A 20,817-nucleotide genomic window follows, 5' to 3' on the forward strand; every position below is an offset into this window, starting at 1 on the left:
GCGGTCATTCCATCCACACCACCGACGCCAGCCGCCCGGTGGGGGCGCCGCGTCGATGGCTGAACAACGTCGGGTCGGCCACCGTGCACCGGGGGTCGACGTCGATCGACGTAATGCCCAAACCTCTTAGCTGGCAAGCGATTCCGGCGCGAAGATCGAGTGCGGGCGTTCCGGCCGACGTGGTGGTGCGGCTGCCCGGCAACGCCGCCTCGACCTCGTCGGCCATGCCGGCGGGCACTTCGTAATTGCGGCCACTGGCCGCCGGGCCCAACAGCGCCGAAATGTCGCCGGCCCGGGCACCCAGGTCGAGCATCGCCTCCACCGCTCGGGCCACCACCCCGTGCTGTGCACCAACCCGGCCGGCATGAACCGCCGCGATGACACCGGCACGCGCATCGGCCAGCAACACCGGCACGCAGTCGGCCGACAACACCGCCAGCGCCAGTCCGCGGGTGCCGGTCACCAATCCGTCGGTGCCCACCCTGCCGCCGACGGCGGCGCTCTGCGGCCCGTCGACCATCGCGATCCGGTCACCGTGGACCTGATTCATCCACACCACCCGCTCGCCGGGCAGCCCGATGGCGGCGGCCAGCCGGGCCCGGTTGGCCGCCACCGCGGCCGGGTCGTCACCGACATGGTCGCCGAGGTTGAAGGTGTCGAACGGTGCCTTGGACACACCGCCCGCCCGGGTGGTGATCACCCGGCGGATGCGAACGCTCACCTTCCCAGTATCCGAAACCCGTTGCCCGCCAGGTTGCACCAATGTCGCGCCGCAGCCGGTTTGTCGCGCACTGGCAAGCAAATCGAGATCCTCAGCGGCGCATGAAGGGCGGCACATCGACGTCGTCGTCATCGCCGCCGATGCTCAGGGTCGCGCCGTTGGTGTGCAGTGGCACGCTGACGGCGTCGACCGGCTCGAACAGCGTGGAGGTGAGCTTGCCGGCCCGGGCCGACTCGATGCGGTGTGCGCCGCCCGTCTCGGCCACCCCGGGAGGCTTGCGGCTGGCACCGCCGGCCTCGAAGCCCGCTGCGATCACCGTTACCCGTACCTCGTCGCCGAGTGAGTCGTCGATGACGGTGCCGAAGATGATGTTGGCGTCGGGGTGAGCGGCGTCCTGCACCAGCGAGGCCGCCTCGTTGATTTCGAACAGGCCCAGGTCGCTGCCGCCCGCGATGGACATCAGCACGCCCTGCGCGCCCTCCATCGAGGCTTCCAGCAGCGGCGAGTTGATGGCAATCTCGGCGGCCTTCAGCGACCGGCCCTCACCGCGGGCCGAGCCGATGCCCATCAGCGCGGTGCCGGCGCCGGACATGATTCCCTTGACGTCGGCGAAGTCGACGTTGATCAGACCCGGCGTGGTGATCAGGTCGGTGATCCCCTGCACGCCGTTGAGCAGCACCTCGTCGGCGCTGCGGAAGGCGTCCATCAGCGACACCGCGGCGTCGCCCATCTGCAGCAGCCGGTCGTTGGGGATGACGATCAGGGTGTCGCAGCTTTCCCGCAGTGCCGAGATGCCGTTTTCGGCCTGGTTGCTGCGCCGCTTGCCCTCGAAGGAGAACGGCCGGGTGACCACGCCGACGGTCAACGCCCCAAGTTTGCGGGCGATGCTGGCCACGACGGGTGCCCCACCGGTTCCGGTGCCGCCGCCCTCACCGGCGGTGACGAAGACCATGTCGGCGCCGCGGAGCAGCTCCTCGATCTCGTCCTTGGCGTCCTCGGCGGCCTTACGTCCCACCTCCGGGTCGGCGCCGGCGCCCAGCCCACGGGTCGAGTCGCGGCCCACGTCGAGCTTGACGTCGGCATCGCTCATCAACAACGCCTGCGCATCGGTGTTGATCGCGATGAACTCCACGCCCTTGAGTCCCTGCTCGATCATCCGGTTGACGGCGTTGACGCCGCCGCCGCCGATGCCCACGACTTTGATGACGGCCAGGTAGTTATGCGGGGGGGTCATCATTCGTCTTCCTCCCTGAAGGGAAACTCGGTTCCTCCTGCGGTGTGTCTGCTTGCAAAACTCTCAACCTCAACCATAGATTTAGAGTTATGTCAAGTACCTCCGCGTAACCAGAACCGTATGGGTACGACGGGTGCTAACGGTGCAGGCGCGCCGACGCGTCACCCGCAAATTTTTTGTGGGCCGGCTCGCTGAGCCCCACGTCATTTCACGGTCGGCAGGTCCGGGCTGGACACGTCATAGGTCCGCCCGGGCTGAGTCAACAACGCCGCCAGCTTCTCGGCCTTCTCCTCGGCACGGTCGGTGGTCCCCCAGATCACCACTCGCCCGTCGGCCAGCGTGAGGGTGATCGAGGACACCGAGGGCGCCGCGATCCTGCCCACCTGGCCTGCGACTTCGGGACGCAGCGCGGTCAGCACCTGCAACGCTGCCAAGGTGGCGGGATCCGTCGGGCCCGGATTGTCCACATCGATATACGGCAGTGCCGGTGGCGGCGGACCGGTCGCGAAATCCACGCCGTCGCGGTCGAACAGGTGCGGCCCGTCGGGGAAGTCCTTGACCACCAACGGGACCCGCTCCACGATGGTGATCCGCAACGCCGACGGGTACTGCCGCTGTACCCGGGCGCTGGCCACGCGCCGGATCGCCGCCACCCGGTCGGCGACCTGACTGGTATTGATCTGCAGCAGCGGCGTACCTGGGCGCACCTGGGCGGCGTCGAGAACCTCCTCGCGGGTCACCGCGCCCACCCCGACGACGACGATGTTGCGCGCCGACATCGCGGGCGTGAAATACAGGATCAGCGCCAGCCCCACCCCGACGACGAGTAACACCACGGTGGCCAGCAGCATCTTCAATCCCTGAACAACGCCGCGCGCAACGGGTTTGGGCTCTTTGACGACGTGCCCGCGGGCCCGTCGTTTGGCCTCGCGGCGGGCTTGCTCGATGGCGACGGCGCGAGCCTGGGCGGCACGGCGCTCGGCACGTTCGCGCCGGGCCCGGCGGCGCGGGCCCTCGAATTCGTCGTCGGCTGCCGACTGCTGCGCGCCCGGCGCCTCGGTGGTGAGTGGCTCGGTGACCGCTTCGGCACCGACGTCTGCCGAGACGCCGGCGACGACGTCGATCGGGCTGGCGTCGACCGGGCTGCCCTCGTCGGGTTGGGTCACTGCAGAACTCCCGGCCGGCCGGGCGCACCGCGGTTGGCGTGTACCCGCAGGGTGGACACGATCTCCGGACCCAGCAGGGTGACGTCTCCGGCGCCCATGGTGACGATGACGTCACCGGGGCCCGCTGCGGCGGCAACCTCGCCGGCCACCGCCGAGAAATCCTGAAGGTAGCGCACCGGTACGCTCACATGCTCGGCGACGCTGGCTCCGCTGACGCCGGCGAGCGGTTGTTCGCGGGCGCCGTAGACGTCGAGCACGAACACCGCGTCGGCGGCACTGAGGGCGCGACCGAACTCGACGGCGAAAGCCTTGGTGCGCGAGTACAAATGCGGCTGGAAGACGACCAGCAGCCGACCGGTGCCCCCGTGCTGGACGACCGAGCGCACGGCCGCCAGCGTGGCGCCGATCTCGGTCGGGTGGTGGGCATAATCGTCGAACACCCGTATCGATCCCACCGTGCCGACCAGCTCGAATCGACGGCGTACTCCCTCGAATCCGGCCAGGCCCTCGAGCACCTCGTCGATCGCGGCGTCCACCTCGATCGCCGCCAGCAGTGCACCCAGCGCGTTGAGCGCCATGTGCCGTCCGGGCAGTGCGAGCCGCATCACCCGCGGGTGCCGTTCGCCGGCCAACCGGACATGCGCCACCGCTTCGGTGCCCCGCTGCTCCCAGGACAGCAGTGTCGCGGCCAACGGCGCGCCGGCGGTTTCGGCCGACCCGTAGCGCAGCACCCGGATTCCCAGCTCAGCGGAGCGCCGGGCCAGTGCGGCCGCGCCCGGGTCGTCGGTGCACACCACCAGCGCGCCACCGGGCGCCAGGCGCTCCACGAACGCGTCGAACACCCCCACATAAGCCTCGGTGCTGCCGTAGAAGTCCAGGTGGTCGGACTCGATGTTGGTGACCACGGCGACGTTGGGCGTGTACTCCAGCAGCGAACCGTCGCTTTCGTCGGCTTCGGCGACAAAGCAGTCTCCGCTGCCGTGATGGGCGTTGGTGCCGGCCTCGCCCAGTTCGCCGCCCACCGCGAACGAGGGGTCGCGCCCGCAGTGCTGCAGCGCGACGATCAGCATTGACGTCGTGGTGGTCTTGCCGTGCGTTCCGGTGACCATCAGCGTGGTGCGACCGGCCATCAGCTTGGCCAGCACGACCGGTCGCAGCAATACCGGGATGCCGCGGCGCCGGGCTTCGACCAGTTCGGGATTGGTCTTGGGGATGGCGGCGCGAGTGGTGATGACGGCGGTGACGCCACCGGGCAGCAGGTCCAGCGACGCCGCGTCGTGCCCGATCCGGATCAGCGCGCCGCGCGCCCGCAACGCGTGCAGACCGCGTGACTCCTTGGCGTCCGAGCCCGACACCAGGCCGCCGCGGTCCAGCAGGATGCGGGCAATGCCCGACATCCCAGCCCCGCCGATGCCGACCATGTGGACCCGCTGCAGTTCGGGCGGCAACTGCTTGGTGTTCACTTGGCTCTCCCGGAGGCGCTCCCGGAGCGAGCCCGCCGTGCGATGTCCAGCGCCGCCTGCGCCACCTGCCGGGCCGCATCACGGTGTCCCACCTGCGCGGCGGCGGCCGTCATCGCCGCCAGCCGGGGCGGATCGGTAAGCAGCCCGGCGACTTCGCGAGCCACCAGGGCCGGGGTGAGGTCGGCGTCGGCGACCACCATGCCGCCGCCGGCGTTGACCACCGGCAGCGCATTGAGCCGCTGCTCGCCGTTGCCGATCGGCAGCGGCACATAGATGGCGGGCAGCCCGACGGCGGACACCTCGGCGACCGTCATCGCCCCGGAGCGGCAGATAACCAGGTCGGCGGCGGCGTAGGCCAGATCCATCCGGTCCAGATAGGGCACCGCGACATAGGGCGGGTCACCGGCGCCGGGCGTGCGCAGCTCCAAGACGTTCTTGGGGCCGGGGGCATGCAAGACGGAAACACCCGCGGCGGCCAGGTCGGCCGCGGCCGCTGACACCGCCCGGTTGAGTGAGACCGCGCCCTGCGAACCGCCGAACACCAGCAGCACCCGGGCGTCGTCGGCGAAGCCGAAATGCGCCCGGGCCTCGGCGCGCAGCGCCGCGCGGTCCAGGCCGGTGATGGCCTGCCGGACCGGAACCCCGACCACCTCGGCGCGGCGCAGCCCGCAATCCGGCACCGCCGACAGCACCCGGTCGGCGCTGCGGGCACCCACCCGGTTGGCCAACCCGGCCCTGGCGTTGGCCTCGTGGATCACCACCGGGACACGGCGGCCGCGCCCGCGCATGCCGGGGATACCCCGCGCGGCCAGATAGGCGGGCAGCGCGACATACCCACCGAAACCGACCACGACGTCGGCGTCGACCGCGTCGAGCACCGCCCGGGTCTCCGCGACGGCACGCCACACCCGCGGCGGCAGCCGGGCCAGGTCACCACTGGGTTTGCGCGGCAACGGCACCGGAGTGATCAGCTCCAGGTGATAGCCGCGCGCGGGCACCAACGTCGTCTCCAGCCCGCGGGGGGTGCCCAACGCGGTGATCCGGACATTCGGCTGCAGAGCGCTGAGTGCATCGGCGACGGCCATCGCGGGCTCCACATGGCCGGCGGTGCCGCCGCCGGCGAGCACGATCGACAGCGAAGGACCGTAGTCGGTCACCCTCTGCCCACCGGCCGGCTCCCTGACCGAGTCGTTCACCCGTAACGCTGACCTTCCAATGCCCGAACCCGACCTGCCTGACGCTGGCCGGCGTAGCGCTGACCCGCTCTATGATGCTCCCCCGCAAGCGGGTGGTGCCCCCGCCCCGGCGCGCGCGCGGTACCCGCGGACCGGCGAACCGGCCGATCGGCACGGCGCGGCAACGCCGGCCGCGGTGGCTCGCCCGCCTTGCGAATCGCCTTGGGCGTCTTCCGGCCAGCCGGCTGTTTGGCCGGCTGCGGGTGCGCGCGCTTGCGGTCGCGAAACGCCTCGAGGCGGGTCGGCATGTAGGGCTTGGGTAGCGGTAGCCGCAGCAGTCGGTTCACTGTATCGTCGCGACCCGCGCGCAGCGCGGCCACCGCCTCGGGTTCATGCCGCGCCGCGTTGGCGATGACGCCGATCATCGACAAGGTGGTGGCCGTCGAGGTGCCACCGGCCGAGATCAGCGGCAGCTGCAGCCCGGTGACCGGCAGCAGCCCGATCACGTAACCGATGTTGATGAACGCCTGTCCCAGCACCCACAACGTGACGGTGGCGGTCAACAGCCGCAGAAACGGGTCGGCCGACCGGCGAGCGATCCGCATGCCGGTATAGGCGAACAGCCCGAACAGTCCCAGCAGCCCGAGCGCGCCGATGAAGCCGAGCTCCTCCCCGATGATCGCGAAGATGAAGTCGTTGTGGGCGTTGGGCAGATAGTTCCACTTGGCCACACCCTGGCCCAGGCCGTCGCCGAAGATTCCACCGTGAGCCAGCGCGAACTTGGCCTGCCGGGCCTGGTAGCCCGAGTCCATCGGGTCGTTGTCGGGATCGAGCCACGACCGCACCCGGTCGGATCGGTAACCCGCGGTCATCGCCAGGATCGCCGCAGAGATGACGACCGCTGCCAGTGAGCTGGCGAAAACGCGCAGCGGCAACCCCGCATACCACAGCAGCCCGAGCAGGATGATGCCCATCGACACCGTCTGTCCCAGGTCGGGCTGGGCCACGATCAAGGCCAGCGCCACGACCGCGGCCGGCACCAGCGGAATCAGCATTTCCCGCAGCGACGCGTGCTCCATCCGCCGGGCCGCCAGCAGATGCGCACCCCAGACCGCGAACGCCATCTTGGTCAGCTCCGACGGCTGCATCGAAAAGCCCGCCACCACGAACCAGCCGCGGGAACCGTTGGCTTCTTTGCCGATTCCCGGAATCAGCACCAGCACCAACAACACGATGGTGAACGCGAAGGCGGAGAAGGCGACGCGGCGAAGGAACTGCACCGACATGCGTAACCCGACGTAGCAGCCGGCGAGACCGACGATGGTCCACAAAACCTGCTTGCCGAAGATCACCCATGCCGACCCGTCGTCGTCATAGGACCGCACGCCGGAGGCCGAGAGCACCATGATCAGGCCCAGCGTGGTGAGCAGCGCCGCGACGGCGATGATCAGGTGAAACGAGGTCATGGGCCGGCCCAGCCAAACGCCGAACCGGGTGCGCGGGCCGGCATCCTCGGGCTTTGCCCGGGATTTGTCGCCGGACTTCTCGCCCGACTTCTCGCGGGACTTCTCGCCGGTCTGCGCGCCCGGCTGCTTGTCGGGCGAAGCCGCAGCGTCGACCTGCTCGTCAGCCTGGGCCGTCTCCTCCGGCTCGGCCGGCTCGGCATTGTCGGCATTGCCGGCGTTGCCCCGGCGCTTCAGCCGGGTGAATGCGCTGCGCACGCTCGGCTACCGGACCGCGGCGCGTACCGCGGCCGCGAACGCGTCGCCCCGGTCGGCGTAACCGTTGAACTGGTCAAACGACGCGCCGGCCGGCGCCAGTAGCACCGTGTCACCGGGTTTGGCCATCTCTTTGGCCGCGGCCACCGCGGCGGTCATCACGCGCGCGCCGAGCGGTTTGACGGAATCGTCAACTTTTGTCACATAAGCATCAGAAGCCACAGCCATATCAGCATCCTCGCCTGTCACAACCTGGACGACGGGGACATCCGGCGCGTGTCGTGATAACGCCTCGGCAACCGCTGCCCGGTCTCGGCCGAAGAGCACCGCGCCGACCAGCCTCGATGCCATGCTCGCCACCTCGGCATCCACGGATGCGCCCTTGAGCAGCCCACCGGCCAGCCAGACCACCCGCGGGTAGGCCAGCACCGATGCCTGCGCGGCGTGCGGATTGGTGGCCTTGGAGTCGTCGACATAGGTAACGCCGTCGACGACCGCCACCACTTCCGAGCGGTGCCGGCCGACCTGAAACGACGCGATCGCGTCCGCGATCGCCGCGGCGGACACCCCGACGGAGCGGGCCAGCGCGGCCGCAGCCAGTGCGTCGAGCACCCCGACCGGGCCCGGTACCGGGATGCAGGCGACCGGCAGCAGCGGCAGGTCGGCGGCGAAAGCGCGGTCAACCAGGTGGCCGTCGCGCACGCCCAGCTCCCCGGCGGCGGGCTCACCGAGCCGGAAACCGGCCCGCACCGGCGCGGGCACGGTGTCCAGCAGTGCCGCGGCTCGGGCGTCATCGAGTCCCACCACTGCCACCCGGCCGGTCAGCACCCGAGCTTTGGCTTCGGTGTAGGCCGCCATCGTGCCGTGCCAGTCCAGGTGATCTTCGGCGATGTTGAGCACCACACCGGCCTCGGGCCGCAGCGACGGCGCCCAGTACAGCTGGAAACTCGACAACTCGACGGCCAGCACGTCGGCCGGCTGGTCAAGCACCTCCAACACCGGGCTGCCGATGTTTCCGCACAGCGCGCTACGGCGGCCGGCGGTGATCAGCATGGCGTGCAGCATCGAGGTCGTGGTGGTCTTGCCGTTGGTGCCGGTCACCACCAGCCAGCGGCGCGGCGGCCCATAGCGGCCCGCCGCATCCAGCCGCCAGGCCAGCTCCACGTCACCCCAGATCGGCACGCCCGCGGCGGCGGCCGCGGCCAGCACGGGCGTCGTCGGTTGGAACCCGGGGCTGGTGACCACCAATGCATACTCGGCGATTTGCGATGCCGCGACCGACGGCTCGACCGTCGCCACACCGCCGTCGGAATAAGGCTGCAGCATCGCCGGATCGTCGTCGCAGACCGTGGGCGCCGCCCCGAAGCGGGTCAGCGCCGCCAGCACGGCGCGCCCGGTCACCCGGCCACCGGCGATCAGCACCGGCGCGCCCGGCGCCAGGGGGGCAAGCACGTCAGGCACCGATCGCAGCCAGATATTCACCGTAGAACAAGGCCACACCCAAACCACAGCTGATGGCGGTGAGCAGCCAGAAACGGATGATCACCGTGGTTTCTGCCCAGCCGACCAACTCAAAATGGTGGTGGAAGGGCGCCATCCGGAATACCCGGCGCCCGGTCGTGCGGAACGTCAGAATCTGCAGCACCACCGAGGTGATCTCGGCAACGAACAGCGAGCCCAGCACCACTGCCAGCAGCTCGGTGCGGCTGGTGACCGAGAGCCCGGCGATGACACCGCCCAATGCCAGGGAACCGGTGTCGCCCATGAAGATCTTCGCGGGCGCCGCGTTCCACCACAAAAAGCCGATGCAGGCGCCGGCGGTCGCGGCGGCGATGAGCGCCAGATCCAGCGGGTCGCGCACGTTATAGCAGCCCAACCCGGGCGCGGTGACGCATGCGTTGCGGTATTGCCAGAAGGTGATCAGCACGTAGGCACCGGTGACCATCGCCATGCAGCCGGCGGCCAGCCCGTCCAGGCCGTCGGTGAAGTTGACCGCGTTCGACCAGGCGCTGACGACGACCACACAAAACAGCACGAACAGCACTGGAATCAGCGTGACCGTGGCGATCTCGCGCACGTAGGACAGCTGCGCGCTGCCCGGCGTGAGGCCGGCCGGATTGCGGAATTGCAGCACCAGCACGGCGAACAGCACGGCGGAGGTGATCTGCCCGACGGTCTTGGCGGTCTTGTTCAGCCCGAGGTTGCGTGACCTGCGGATCTTGATCATGTCGTCGAGGAATCCGACCCCGCCCAGCGCGGTGGCCAGGCCCAGCACCAGCAAACCCGACGCAGAGATGCCTTCGCCGTCGACCGCCAGACCGGCGAGGTGGGTGCCGAAGTAGCCCGCCCAAATGCCGGCCAGAATCGCCACGCCGCCCATCGACGGCGTGCCGCGTTTGCTGTGGTGGCTGGGTGGGCCATCGTCGCGGGTGTGGTGACCGAAACCCTGTTTGGTGAACAGCCGGATCAGCGCCGGGGTGAGCAGGATGGAAACCGCCAGCGCGATGGCGACGGCGATCAGGATTTGTCTCATGGGCGTGCGCTCCCGCCGTTGTCGGCGCCCCCAGCTGCGCCGTCGGCGCCGTCTGAGACCAACGCGTCGGCCAGCGCTCCCAGGCCTGCCGAGTTCGATGCCTTGATCAGGATCACATCCCCGGGTTGGACTTCGGCGCGCAACAGTTCCAGCGCGGCATCGGCGTCGGCGACGTTGACCGCCCCTCTATCAGCCCCGGCTCCCCACGAGCCCCACGCTCCTTCCAGCACCGCAGCGTGGTGCATGGCGCTCACCGACCTCCCGGTTCCCACGACGACGAGTCGAGACACATCTAAACGCACCGCGAGCCGGCCGACGCGGTCATGCTCGGCTACGGCGTCCGCGCCGAGTTCAGCCATCTCCCCCAACACCGCCCAACTGCGCCGTTTGTCGGAGCGGTCGGACCCGGTGCCGGAGCCGCCGTGGGCGATCCAGGCCAGCGCCTGCAGACCGGCCCGCATGGAGTCAGGGTTCGCGTTATAGGCGTCGTCGATGACCGTCACCCCGTCCGCGCGGGTGGTCACCTGCATCCGATGGCGCGACACCGGACCCGCGCCGCCAAGCGCGGTTGCCACCTGATCGAGGGTGGCACCGCATTCCAGCGCGACGGCGGCCGCGCACAACGCATTGCTGACGTGATGGTCGCCGTAGACGCCCAGCCGGACTTCAGCCTGGGTGGCACCGGCGTGCACGGTGAACTGCGGCCTGGCCAGCTCGTCCAGCGACACCGGCCCGGCCCATACATCGCCAGTGCTGCCGCGGCTGACCCGCACCACGCGGGCCGCGGTCACCTCGGCCATCGCCGCCACGGCCGGGTCGTCGACATTGAGAATGACCACCCCGGATCGCGGAACAGCTTGCGGCAGTTCCGATTTCGTTCGTGCTATGGCCTCACGGGAGCCGAATTCGCCCAGGTGCGCGGTTCCGACGTTGAGCACCACCCCGACGGTCGGGGTCGCGATCTCGGCCAGCGCCGCGATGTTGCCGGGGTGGCGGGCCGACATCTCCAGAATCAAGTAGTCGGTGTCGCGGCCGGCGCGCAGCACGGTCCAGGGATGACCCAGCTCGTTGTTGAAGGATCCGGGCGGGGCAACCACCTCACCCAACGGCTGCAGCACCGCGGCCACCAGGTCCTTGGTCGACGTCTTGCCCGACGAACCAGTGATCCCGATGATGGTCAGCCCGCCGGCGACCAGTTCCGCGGCCACCGCCTTGGCCAGTTTCGCCAGCGCGGCCAGGACAGCTGCGCCCGACCCGTCGGCGTCGTGCTCGAGCACTCCGGCCAGCGCGCCCTCGACCGCGGACCGCACCGGCGCCACCACGATGGCCGGAACACCGACCGGCCGAGCGGCCAGCACGGCGACCGCCCCGGCCGCTATCGCCGACTCCGCATAGTCGTGTCCGTCAACATGTGCGCCCGGCAGCGCCAGGAACAATCCGCCGGGGCCGATCGCGCGGGAGTCGAACTCGACGGTCCCGGTGACGCGACGTTGTGCGGCGTCCTGCGGCGAGATATCGGCCAGGGTGCCGCCGACGATGTCGGCGATCTGAGCCACGGTCAGGTCGATCATGGGCGTGTCTGCCCGGATCCGGGAAGCCCGCCGGCCCTGCGCGCGGCCAACGCCTCGGCCAGTTCCACCCGGTCATCGAACGGGCGGACCTCCCCGGCGCCGCGCTGGCCGGTTTCATGGCCCTTGCCGGCGACGAGGACCACGTCCCCGGGGCCGGCCCAGGCGACCGCGTGCCGGATCGCGTCCCTTCGGTCAGCGACCTCGACCACCTCGGCAGTACTGCCGGCTCCCGCGGCCCCGGCCAGGATCTCCCGGCGGATCGCCGCGGGATCCTCACCGCGTGGGTTGTCGTCGGTGACGACGACCAGGTCGGCCAGCTCCGCGGCGACGGCACCCATCGGGGCGCGCTTTCCCGGGTCACGCTCGCCACCGGCGCCGAACACCACCGCCAGCCGACGGTCCGGGCTCGCCAGCGTAGTCAACACCGCCCGCAAGGCCCCGGGCTTGTGCGCGTAGTCGACGAGAGCCAGGAAGTCCTGACCGCGGTCCACCTGTTCCAGGCGTCCGGGGACCCGGGCCTGCCGCAGTCCCGGCGCAGCCTGTTCCGGCGAGACCCCGATACTGTCCAAAATCGCCAGTGCGAGAAGGCAATTGGCGACGTTGTAGCTGCCCGGCAAGCCGATGCGCACCCGGTGCTGGATGCCGGACGGGTCAACGGCGGTGAATTCCTGTCCGGCGGCGCCCATCGGCACCACGTCGACGGCGCACCAGTGCGCGGCCCGATCGCGCGCACTCACGGTGATCGCGGTCTCGGCCCGCTCGGCAATCGCGCGCCCGGCGTCGTCATCGACACACACCACGACGGTGTCGGCGCGCAGCGCCGAGGCCGGGTCGAACAGCAGCGCCTTGGCCTCGAAGTAGTCCTCCATGGTGGGGTGGAAGTCCAGATGGTCACGCGACAAGTTGGTGAAGCCGCCGACGGCAAAGCGGGTACCGTCCACCCGGCCCAGCGCCAGCGCATGGCTGGACACCTCCATGACCACGGTGTCCACGCCGCGTTCTGACATTTCCGCAAGCATCGCCTGTAAGGCGGGCGCCTCCGGTGTCGTGAGCGCACTCGGGATGTCGGCGCCGTCGATGCGGATGCCGATGGTGCCGATCAGCCCGGCGACCCGACCGCCGGCCCGTAAACCGGCGTCCACCAGATAGGTGGTGGTGGTCTTGCCGGACGTCCCGGTGATGCCGACGACCGTGAGCCGCTCGGACGGGCGACCGTACACGGTGGCGGCCAGCCCCCCGAGCACGCTGCGCGGCGCCGGATGCACCAAGACCGGCACGCTCGCCGCATGGGCACCCATCGCGGCGACCCCGTCGGCGTCTGTGAGCACCGCGACCGCCCCCCGCTCGATGGCATCGACGGCATGACGGGCGCCGTGTGTGGTCGAGCCAGGCAAGGCGGCGAACAGGTCACCGGGCCGGACGTCCTGGGCACGCAGTGTCACGCCGGTGACTTGCACATCCCGGAAGGTTTCGGGGTAATCCGCGGTGCCGTCTGGTACCGCGCCGGTCTGTGCCGCCAGCACAGCCAGCTTCACCCCTGCGACGGCACGAGGGCGTAGCCCAGTGGGCATCGATTCCGCCATTGGCACCACCTCCGTCCGACCGCAGATGTTGAGAGATCGCCATGGTCGGCGTTGACACCCTACCTAGACGCACCCGCTCACCATGTGGAGCCGCGCCTGCGCTGGACGGCCGCAGCCGCCCGGCTCGCTTCGATCTGCGGTGATACCAGCCGGTGCGGCCGCGGTGACGCACCCGGGATCAGCAGCGCCCGGCGGGCATCCCACAGCCGCCGGATCCGGCACCCGCGGATGCCCCCCGGCCTCCCATTGCCGTACACCAACCCTCCGGAACCCCTCGACCGCACCACAAGTTCCGGCCGATGGGCCTTTGGATCAGCGGTGCCGGCCGAGCGCGCTCTAGAGCAGCCCGCCGCGCCCGCTGGTCCCGTCGGCGCCGGCCGGGACGCCCGCACCGCCCCGGCCACCGGCACCGCCGGTGCCCCACAGCAGGGCATTGCCGCCGTTGCCGCCGCCACCGCCGCCCGCGCGGACCCCCGTAATCGCGCTCAGGCCGCCGGTCCCGCCGGCCCCACCCGCCGCCCCATTGCCGATCAGCCCGGCGTCCCCGCCGGTGCCGCCCACGCCGCCGATCCCGCCCACCGAGCCCTCGGCGCCGTTTCCACCCGCCCCGCCAGTGCCGCCGCTGCCCCACAAGAGCCCACCGCGGCCGCCGCCGGCACCGGCCCCGCCCTGCCCGCCGGCGACGGTGCCGTTGCCGCCGTCGCCGCCGTTACCGCCGTCACCGCCGGCACCTCCGGTGCCGAACAACCAACCGGCGGCACCGCCGGCACCGCCGGCACCACCGGTGGCGCCCGCGGTGAACGACCTTCCGCTCGACCCGCCGTCGCCACCGGCACCGCCGTTTCCGCTCACGAAGCCCCCATGCCCGCCGTTACCACCGGCCGCGCCCGCGGTGGGCACGCCGAGACCGGCACTGCCACCGTTGCCACCGGCACCGCCATGACCCCACAGCCAGGCGTTGCCGCCAGCGCCGCCGGCACCGGCCACCCCGTTCGAGGTACCCGCCCCGCCCGCGCCGCCGACACCGCCACTGCCGAACAACCATCCGCCGTCGCCGCCCCGGCCGCCGGCGCCGGTGTTGGCGCCAGCGCCGCCGGCTCCGCCGTTGCCGATCAGTCCGGCAGCGCCGCCGTTGCCGCCGGCGGGGTGGCTGCCGTTCCCCGGGCCGCCGTTGCCCCCATTGCCGAAGAGCAAACCGCCGGCCCCCCCGTCTCGCCCCGAAGCCCCGTTTGCCCCGTCGCCGATCAATGGCCGCCCCAACAGAGCCAGGGTGGGAGCGTTGACCACATCCAACAGGCCCGCGATCGGCGACTGCAGCGCTGCCGCGCCGATCGCCTCGACACCGGCATATGAGCTGGCAGCCGCGTTCAGGGCGAGCACGAACTGGTCGTGAAAGACCGCCGCCCGCGCGCTGAGGGCCTGGAAACCATCGCCATGAGCACCGAACAAGGCCGCAAGGGCGGTGGAGATCTCGTCGGCGGCCGCGGCCAGCACATTCGTCGTGGGCGCCGCCGCAGCCGCACTCGCCGCGGTGACGGTGGACCCGATGCCCGTCAACTCCGTTGCTGCGGCGGCCAGCTGCGAAGGGATCGTGACGACCAATGACATCGGGTACCTCCCCACGGGTCAGCAAGCGGATCGTATCCCGACCCGTGCACCCCGTCGGGCGCTTTGGGCGGACGCGGGTGGCCTCAGGTGGCCTGCAAGACCAGCGGCGGCCCCGGGTCGGGTGACAGCGGCACGTTTTCGCGTTGCATCAGCCAGCCGGCGATGTTGTGGAACAGCGGGGCCGCCGAGTGGCCCGGGCTACCGTCGGCGTTGCGCTCCGGGTTGTCCATCATCAACCCGATCACATATCGCGGACTGTCGACAGTGGCCATCCCGGCAAAGGTGATCCAGTAGACGTTGTCGAAGTAGCAGCCGCAGGCGGGGTTGATCTGCTGTGCGGTCCCGGTCTTGCCGGCCATCTGGTAACCGGGCACCGCCGCCGCCGGGCCGGTGCCCTGCTGGTAGCCCATCGGGTCCTGCTGTACGACGGCGCGCAACATCTGGCGTACGGTCTGGGCCGTCTGCGCCGACACCACGCGGACGCCGTCGGGACGCGGTTCCTCGGTGCGGGTGCCGTCGGCTGCGATGGTCGCCTTGATGATCCGAGGAGGTATCCGCACCCCGTCGTTGGCGATAGCCTGATACATGTCCGCCATCTGCAGCAAGGTCATCGAAAGACCTTGGCCAATGGGCAGATTCGAGAAGGTGCTGCCCGACCACTGGTCGATGGGCGGCACCAGCCCGGCGCTCTCACCGGGCAGCCCCACCCCGGTGCGCTGACCCAGCCCGAACTTGCGGACCATGTCGTAGAAGCGCTCCGGGCCCACCCGCTGCGCCAGCATCAGCGTGCCAACATTCGACGACTTACCGAACACGCCGGTCGTGGTGTAGGGCATCACGCCGTGCTCCCAGGCGTCGTGCACGCTGACCCCGCCCATCTCGATCGTGCCGGGCACCTGCAGCACCTCGTCGGGGTTGGACAGCCCGTACTCAATGACCGACGACGCGGTGATCACCTTGTTCACCGATCCCGGTTCGAAGGGTGACGACACGGCCGGGTTGCCCAACTGCTTGTCGCCCTGGCGCCCGATGTCCTGGGACGGGTCGAAGGTGTTGTCGTTGGCCATGGCGAGCACCTCGCCGGTCTTGGCATCCAATACCACGGCTGACACGTTGTGGGCCCCGGACAGGTTCCTGGCCTGCTGCACCTGCTGTTGCACATAGAACTGGATGTCGTTGTCGAGCGTGAGCTGGACGGTGGAACCGTGAACCGCCTTGTGCCGGTTGCGGTAGCTGCCGGGGATGACCACGCCGTCCGATCCGCGGTCGTAGGTGACCGAGCCGTCGGTTCCGGCCAGCACGGCATCCATGGAGTCCTCCAGACCCAGCAGACCATGGCCATCCCAATCGATCCCGCCCACGATGTTGGCGGCCAGCGATCCGCCGGGGTACTGGCGCAGGTCCTGCCGCTCGGAGCCCACCTCGGGATACTTCTCGGAGACGGCGCTGGCGATAGCGGGATCGACCGCACGTGCCAGGTACACGAACGCATCATTGCTCTGCAGCTTCTTCAGCAGCGTTGCGGCGTCGGGCTTGTTGTTCAGCTTGCCCGCGATCTCCCGGGCGATGTCCTTGAGCCGCTGCTGCGGGTCCGGGGCGGCGGGGGACTTCTTCTTGGCCTCCTCCAGTTGTTGGCGAACCCTCTTGGGCTGGAAGGTCAACGCACGCGCCTGGATGGTGAACGCGAGCCGGTCGTTGTGCCGGTCGACGATGGCACCGCGAACCGCCGGTTCGACGTCGGTGACCTTGAGCTGGCCGGCCGCCTGCGCACGCAGGTCCGCGGCATTGGACACCTGCAGGTAGAACAGCTGGGTCGCGGCGACCATCGTCAACGCGAAAATCACCGCGTTGCCGGCCCGATGCCGGAAGACAAACGACGCACCGCGGGTCGCCACTTCCACTGCCTGACGGGTCCGCCGTTGCCCCGCCGGCCGGCCGGGTGGGGCTGTTTCCGCGCGCACCGCGACGCGGGTTTTATTGGCTTCCTTGGCTTTCCGGAGCCGCTTGGGAGCCGGGGGCTCGTCGACCCGGCGCTCGCTTGACTTCTTCGACCGCTTCGACTGCCGTGCATCGACGGCTTGCTGCCGTTTGCACGCACCACCCGTCGATGGCGCCGGGCGAATGCGCCCGCCGCGGCTCACCGCGCCCCCCCCGGCGCCGCCGGCACCGTGGGAGCCACCGGGACGAACTGTTCGCCGTTGGACGGCACCGGTGGTGGGATCGGCTGCGGTGCGTGCACCGTGATCGGGGGCGCGGGCGCTGCCGGAGCTACCGGGGTCATGGGGGCAGCAGGAGCCGGCGGTACGCCGAGCACCGGCGGCGCGGTGCCCGATTGCAGTGGTACCGGTACCTCGACTGGTACCGGGGCCGGCACTTGACCGGGCAGCTGCACCGGCGCGGCGGGCGCCGAGCCGACGGGTGCCGGCAATTGAAGCTGCGGCGGGAGCTGTCCCGGCATGCCCGGCGCCTGTCCCGGCACCGCAGTCTGTCCCGGCACCGCCGGCGCCTGGCCCGGCAGGTGGTTGCTGTCGGCACCCAGCGTCGACGCGCCGTCGGGAGTGCGAGGCAGCAACTGCGGGCCGGACCGGGCAGGCGGTGCCGGGTCACCGGGACCCGGCAGGACCCGAACCGGAACCTCCGGGGGAACCACCGGCGGTTTCGGAGGCTGCGGCGGACCTTCTTCCGGCAGTTTCGTGTTCAGCGGGGGCGGCGGAACACCGTCAGCAGGCTTGGGGGTTCCCACCACCACCCAATTGCCGTCGGGCGCCTGAACCAAGTGGGCGGTGTCCCTGGTCGGAATCATGCCTTGCTTGCGGGCCGCCTCTGCCAGTGCCGGCGCCGACCCGGCCTCACGAACATCGCGTTCCAGCGCCTCCTTTTGCTGCTGCAATATCCGCGTCCGCTCCCGGGCGTGGCTTAGCTGATACGAACGCTCGGCGGCATCGGTCGACAGCCACAAAGTGAGCGCCAACCCGACGCCGAGGGACCCGATCACCAAAACCACAAACGGGACCTTGCTCAGCAAGGTCTGGGGGCGCAGGTCGATCGATGCCAGCCGGACGGCCAACCGCTCGCTCAGTTTAGGACGTACTACTTTGGGCGACTTGGCTTTTCGGGCCTTGGCCCGAGCTTTGGCCTGACTGGTGTTCTTGGGCCGGGCCGGACGGTCGACGGGCCGGGGCATCGGACTGGTCTGCGGTCCCGACTTCGGCATCCGCGCCTCGCGGTGCGGCGCCGTGGTCTTTCCCGCCCGGGAGCGACGCGACGCCGAGTCGGCTGCCGTGTGCCGGTTGGAAGCAGCCGTACGATCGCCTTCGCCGCGACGATCGCTACCGCGGCGGTTCCCCGGCGCCCGAGCTTCGCGCTTCGCCGTCATGAATCGCCCTTCCCGGTCGCGTGCTGCGGTTCCGCCTCATGGTCAATGCGTTGCAACGCCCGCAGCCGCACCGCGGCGCTGCGTGGATTGCGTTCCACTTCGACCGCATCCGCGCGTTCGGCGCCGTGGGTCAGCGACCGGAACCGCGGTCCGTGGCCGGGAAGCTCGACCGGAAGCCCGATCGGCGTTCTGGAGGCGACCGCGTCGGCGAACACCCGCTTGACGATCCGGTCCTCCAGCGACTGGTAGGCCATCACCACGATGCGTCCGCCAACGCGGAGTGCGGCCATCGCAGCGGGAACGGCGCCACGCAGCGAGTCCAGCTCTTCGTTGACCGCGATGCGCAGAGCCTGGAAGGTGCGTTTGGCCGGATGCCCGCCGGTGCGCCGGGCCGCAGCCGGAATCGCCTGGTAGACAACGGCAACCAGCTCGGAGGTCGACGTGAACGGCGTATGGGCGCGCTGCCGGACGATAAGCCCGGCGATGCGGCGCGCAAACCGCTCCTCACCGTAGCGCTGCAAGATATCGGCCAGCGCGGCCTCGTCGTAGGTGTTGACGATGTCGGCCGCGGTCAGCGGTGTGTCCGGGTCCATCCGCATGTCCAGCGGAGCATCCTTGGCATAGGCGAAGCCGCGCTCGGCGCGGTCGAGTTGCATGGACGAGACGCCCAGATCGAACAGCGCCCCGTCGACCGATTCGACTGCGCCATAACCTAACTCGGCCAGTGCCGGCGCGAGGCCGTCGTAGCGGGTGCGTATCAGTGTGATCCGCTCGGTGAAGGGCGCCAACCGATCCCGGGCAATGTCCAGGGCGCGCGGGTCGCGATCCAGCCCGATGAGCCGCAGGCCCGGCAAGTTGCGCAGAAAGCGTTCCGCGTGCCCGCCCGCGCCGAGGGTCGCGTCGACGAGAATCGCCCCGGAACCGTCTGGGTGGTGCCGCGTCAGCGCCGGAGCGAGCAGCTCGACACAGCGGCGCGCCAGGACGGGAACATGACCGAAATCCCTTGGGCCATCAGCCACCGTGACACCTCCCCGGGTGGGGCAATACCGGTCTGTCCACCAGTCTGGCCACAGTGGCGTCCCTGCACCGAGGTCCCTGTCCGAAGTCGCGAACCTGGCGTCGGGGAAGTACGCCAGGGTCGGTTCGGGCAGAGACCACGGTGCACGGACACGCACCTCAGAAGATGTCGCCGAGTGCTTCATCGCTGGCCGCGGAGAAGTTCTCTTCATGGAGTTGCTGGTAGTCGTGCCAAGCTCGGGCGTCCCAGATCTCGAGGTAGTCGACCGCGCCGATCACCACGCAGTCCTTGGAAAGACCCGCGTAGCGGCGATGGTCGGCGGATAGCGTGATCCGGCCCTGGCCGTCGGGGTGCTGCTCGTCGGTGCCGGCGGCAAGATTGCGCAGGAACGCCCGTGCTTCGGGGTTGCTTCGCGGCGCCTTGCTCGCCCGGCGCGCCAGCTGCTCGAACTCCGCTCTCGGGTACACGGCGAGGCTGTGATCTTGGCTCTTGGTGACCATCAACCCCCCTGCCAACGCGTCGCGAAACTTTGCCGGCAGCGTCAGCCGCCCCTTGTCGTCGAGTTTGGGCGTGTAGGTGCCGAGAAACACTAGGCCACCTCCCACCTAGAGCTGCTCGCTCACCCAAACACTTCAGCCACCATACCCCACAATCCCCCACTTCGCCCCATTGATGGGGTGTCGCCACGGCATTTCCGCAAGAATCTGCGGCGTCAGGTCACCTCTAGATCACCCTGCGCCCCGGCATCCAGCTCACTGGTCATGCTAAAACCGCATTTCAGAGGCCAGTGATTGAAAACGGAGCGTCAAGTGGGGCGCAGTGGGGCACAACCAGATCAATAGTTCACGACTGGGGTTTCGGGGTGGATTCCCCGACGCCCGGGAACGGCGGCTTCGGTGCGAGATATCGGGTGCGCACGAAAAACGGGACAGCCAGATGGCTGCCCCGTCAGGTCTACTTTCGTTCGCCTACTCGTCGAAGCGGCGCCGGAACCGATCCTCCATCCGGCTGGTGAATGAGCCTCCGGCGCCCTTACTGCGACGCTGGCGCGACCCGCCGGACGCTTGCCGAGAGTGATCCAGCCGACCCGGCAACCGCGGACCGGTGATGGCATACACCACGCCGCCGAACATCACCACAAAACCGAAGACACTGAGGATCGGGAAGCTTCCGATCATCGTGGCCTTTAATGCCACCCCGGAAACCAGCATGGCCAGGCCGATGACGAACAACGCCGCACCCTGCAAGCGCCGCCGTGCCGTGGGTGCGCGGAAGCCCCCACCACGGACACTCGACGCGAATTTAGGGTCTTCGGCGTAGAGCGCGCTCTCGATCTGCTCAAGCATCCGCTGCTCATGATCGGAGAGTGGCATTCGTCCCTCCTTGCCGACAGACTGTCACGTAACTACCGGTAGCAACGCGGATGCCCGTTGTGGGGGCAACTAACTCAGATGATACGAGGTCAATCCCAGCCGTACCACTGATTCGCCGGCGATTCTATCCCGGCCGCACCCCGTCGCACGAATGCGCCCGACACCCCATGGGGTGCAACCGGTCACAAACTCCGCGTCGCTCCCTATCGCTTCATACCGGTGCGCATCTCGACCGCTCGGCCAACCGCGACGGCGGTGGTCCGATACTGGTGCTTAGG

General features: G+C 69.8%; 16 protein-coding genes. All 16 read right to left on the bottom strand.

The window, feature by feature from the left end; translation table 11 throughout:
* Positions 1-4: 4 nt before the first annotated feature.
* Positions 5-721, bottom strand: a complete 717-nt coding sequence (gene pgeF, locus EET10_RS16555) for a peptidoglycan editing factor PgeF (RefSeq protein ID WP_211187960.1) — start codon at positions 719-721, stop codon at positions 5-7.
* A 91-nt stretch (positions 722-812) separates the two neighbouring features.
* A complete protein-coding gene (gene ftsZ / locus EET10_RS16560; RefSeq protein WP_063467508.1) occupies positions 813-1,955 on the bottom strand; it encodes a cell division protein FtsZ in 1,143 nt (380 codons plus the stop codon).
* A gap of 203 nt (positions 1,956-2,158) precedes the next feature.
* Complete coding sequence (gene ftsQ, locus EET10_RS16565) at positions 2,159-3,079, bottom strand: cell division protein FtsQ (protein ID WP_099188441.1); 921 nt, start codon at positions 3,077-3,079, stop codon at positions 2,159-2,161.
* 38 nt (positions 3,080-3,117) lie between these two features.
* On the bottom strand, positions 3,118-4,584 hold the full coding sequence (gene murC, locus EET10_RS16570) for a UDP-N-acetylmuramate--L-alanine ligase (RefSeq protein WP_036407230.1): 1,467 nt from the start codon (positions 4,582-4,584) through the stop codon (positions 3,118-3,120).
* Positions 4,581-5,780: an undecaprenyldiphospho-muramoylpentapeptide beta-N-acetylglucosaminyltransferase gene (gene murG / locus EET10_RS16575; protein WP_122502325.1), complete on the bottom strand. Its 1,200-nt coding sequence runs from the start codon at positions 5,778-5,780 to the stop codon at positions 4,581-4,583. The genes murC and murG overlap by 4 nt, the downstream gene beginning before the upstream one ends.
* Positions 5,777-7,480 (bottom strand): putative lipid II flippase FtsW, encoded by a 1,704-nt coding sequence (gene ftsW, locus EET10_RS16580; RefSeq protein WP_036407233.1) that lies wholly within the window; start codon positions 7,478-7,480, stop codon positions 5,777-5,779. The genes murG and ftsW overlap by 4 nt, the downstream gene beginning before the upstream one ends.
* Before the next feature lie 6 nt (positions 7,481-7,486).
* Positions 7,487-8,929: a UDP-N-acetylmuramoyl-L-alanine--D-glutamate ligase gene (murD, locus tag EET10_RS16585; RefSeq protein WP_063467494.1), complete on the bottom strand. Its 1,443-nt coding sequence runs from the start codon at positions 8,927-8,929 to the stop codon at positions 7,487-7,489.
* A gap of 1 nt (position 8,930) precedes the next feature.
* A complete protein-coding gene (gene mraY / locus EET10_RS16590; protein ID WP_063467495.1) occupies positions 8,931-10,010 on the bottom strand; it encodes a phospho-N-acetylmuramoyl-pentapeptide-transferase in 1,080 nt (359 codons plus the stop codon).
* The gene (locus EET10_RS16595) at positions 10,007-11,581 is read right to left on the bottom strand and encodes a UDP-N-acetylmuramoyl-tripeptide--D-alanyl-D-alanine ligase (protein WP_036407240.1); all 1,575 of its coding nucleotides are present in this window, start codon (positions 11,579-11,581) and stop codon (positions 10,007-10,009) included. Before EET10_RS16595 ends, mraY begins: the two co-directional genes overlap by 4 nt.
* Entirely contained in the window at positions 11,578-13,164 is a 1,587-nt protein-coding gene (locus tag EET10_RS16600; protein ID WP_122502326.1) for a UDP-N-acetylmuramoyl-L-alanyl-D-glutamate--2,6-diaminopimelate ligase, read from the bottom strand. The genes EET10_RS16595 and EET10_RS16600 overlap by 4 nt, the downstream gene beginning before the upstream one ends.
* A 336-nt stretch (positions 13,165-13,500) precedes the next feature.
* A complete protein-coding gene (locus tag EET10_RS31690; protein WP_122502327.1) occupies positions 13,501-14,772 on the bottom strand; it encodes a PE family protein in 1,272 nt (423 codons plus the stop codon).
* Positions 14,773-14,855: 83 nt separating this feature from the next.
* On the bottom strand, positions 14,856-16,733 hold the full coding sequence (locus EET10_RS16610) for a peptidoglycan D,D-transpeptidase FtsI family protein (RefSeq protein ID WP_246013649.1): 1,878 nt from the start codon (positions 16,731-16,733) through the stop codon (positions 14,856-14,858).
* A 176-nt stretch (positions 16,734-16,909) separates the two neighbouring features.
* The gene (gene ftsL, locus EET10_RS16615; RefSeq protein WP_099187445.1) at positions 16,910-18,148 is read right to left on the bottom strand and encodes a cell division protein FtsL; all 1,239 of its coding nucleotides are present in this window, start codon (positions 18,146-18,148) and stop codon (positions 16,910-16,912) included.
* A complete protein-coding gene (gene rsmH, locus EET10_RS16620; RefSeq protein WP_099187447.1) occupies positions 18,145-19,323 on the bottom strand; it encodes a 16S rRNA (cytosine(1402)-N(4))-methyltransferase RsmH in 1,179 nt (392 codons plus the stop codon). Before rsmH ends, ftsL begins: the two co-directional genes overlap by 4 nt.
* A gap of 1 nt (position 19,324) precedes the next feature.
* Positions 19,325-19,756, bottom strand: coding sequence for a division/cell wall cluster transcriptional repressor MraZ (gene mraZ / locus EET10_RS16625; protein WP_036407249.1), 432 nt, complete (start codon positions 19,754-19,756; stop codon positions 19,325-19,327).
* 378 nt (positions 19,757-20,134) lie between these two features.
* Positions 20,135-20,539 (bottom strand): DUF3040 domain-containing protein, encoded by a 405-nt coding sequence (locus EET10_RS16630; protein WP_036407252.1) that lies wholly within the window; start codon positions 20,537-20,539, stop codon positions 20,135-20,137.
* Positions 20,540-20,817: the final 278 nt, after the last annotated feature.

This window comes from Mycobacterium pseudokansasii, from assembly GCF_900566075.1.
In the GTDB taxonomy this organism is placed as follows: Bacteria; Actinomycetota; Actinomycetes; order Mycobacteriales; family Mycobacteriaceae; genus Mycobacterium; species Mycobacterium pseudokansasii.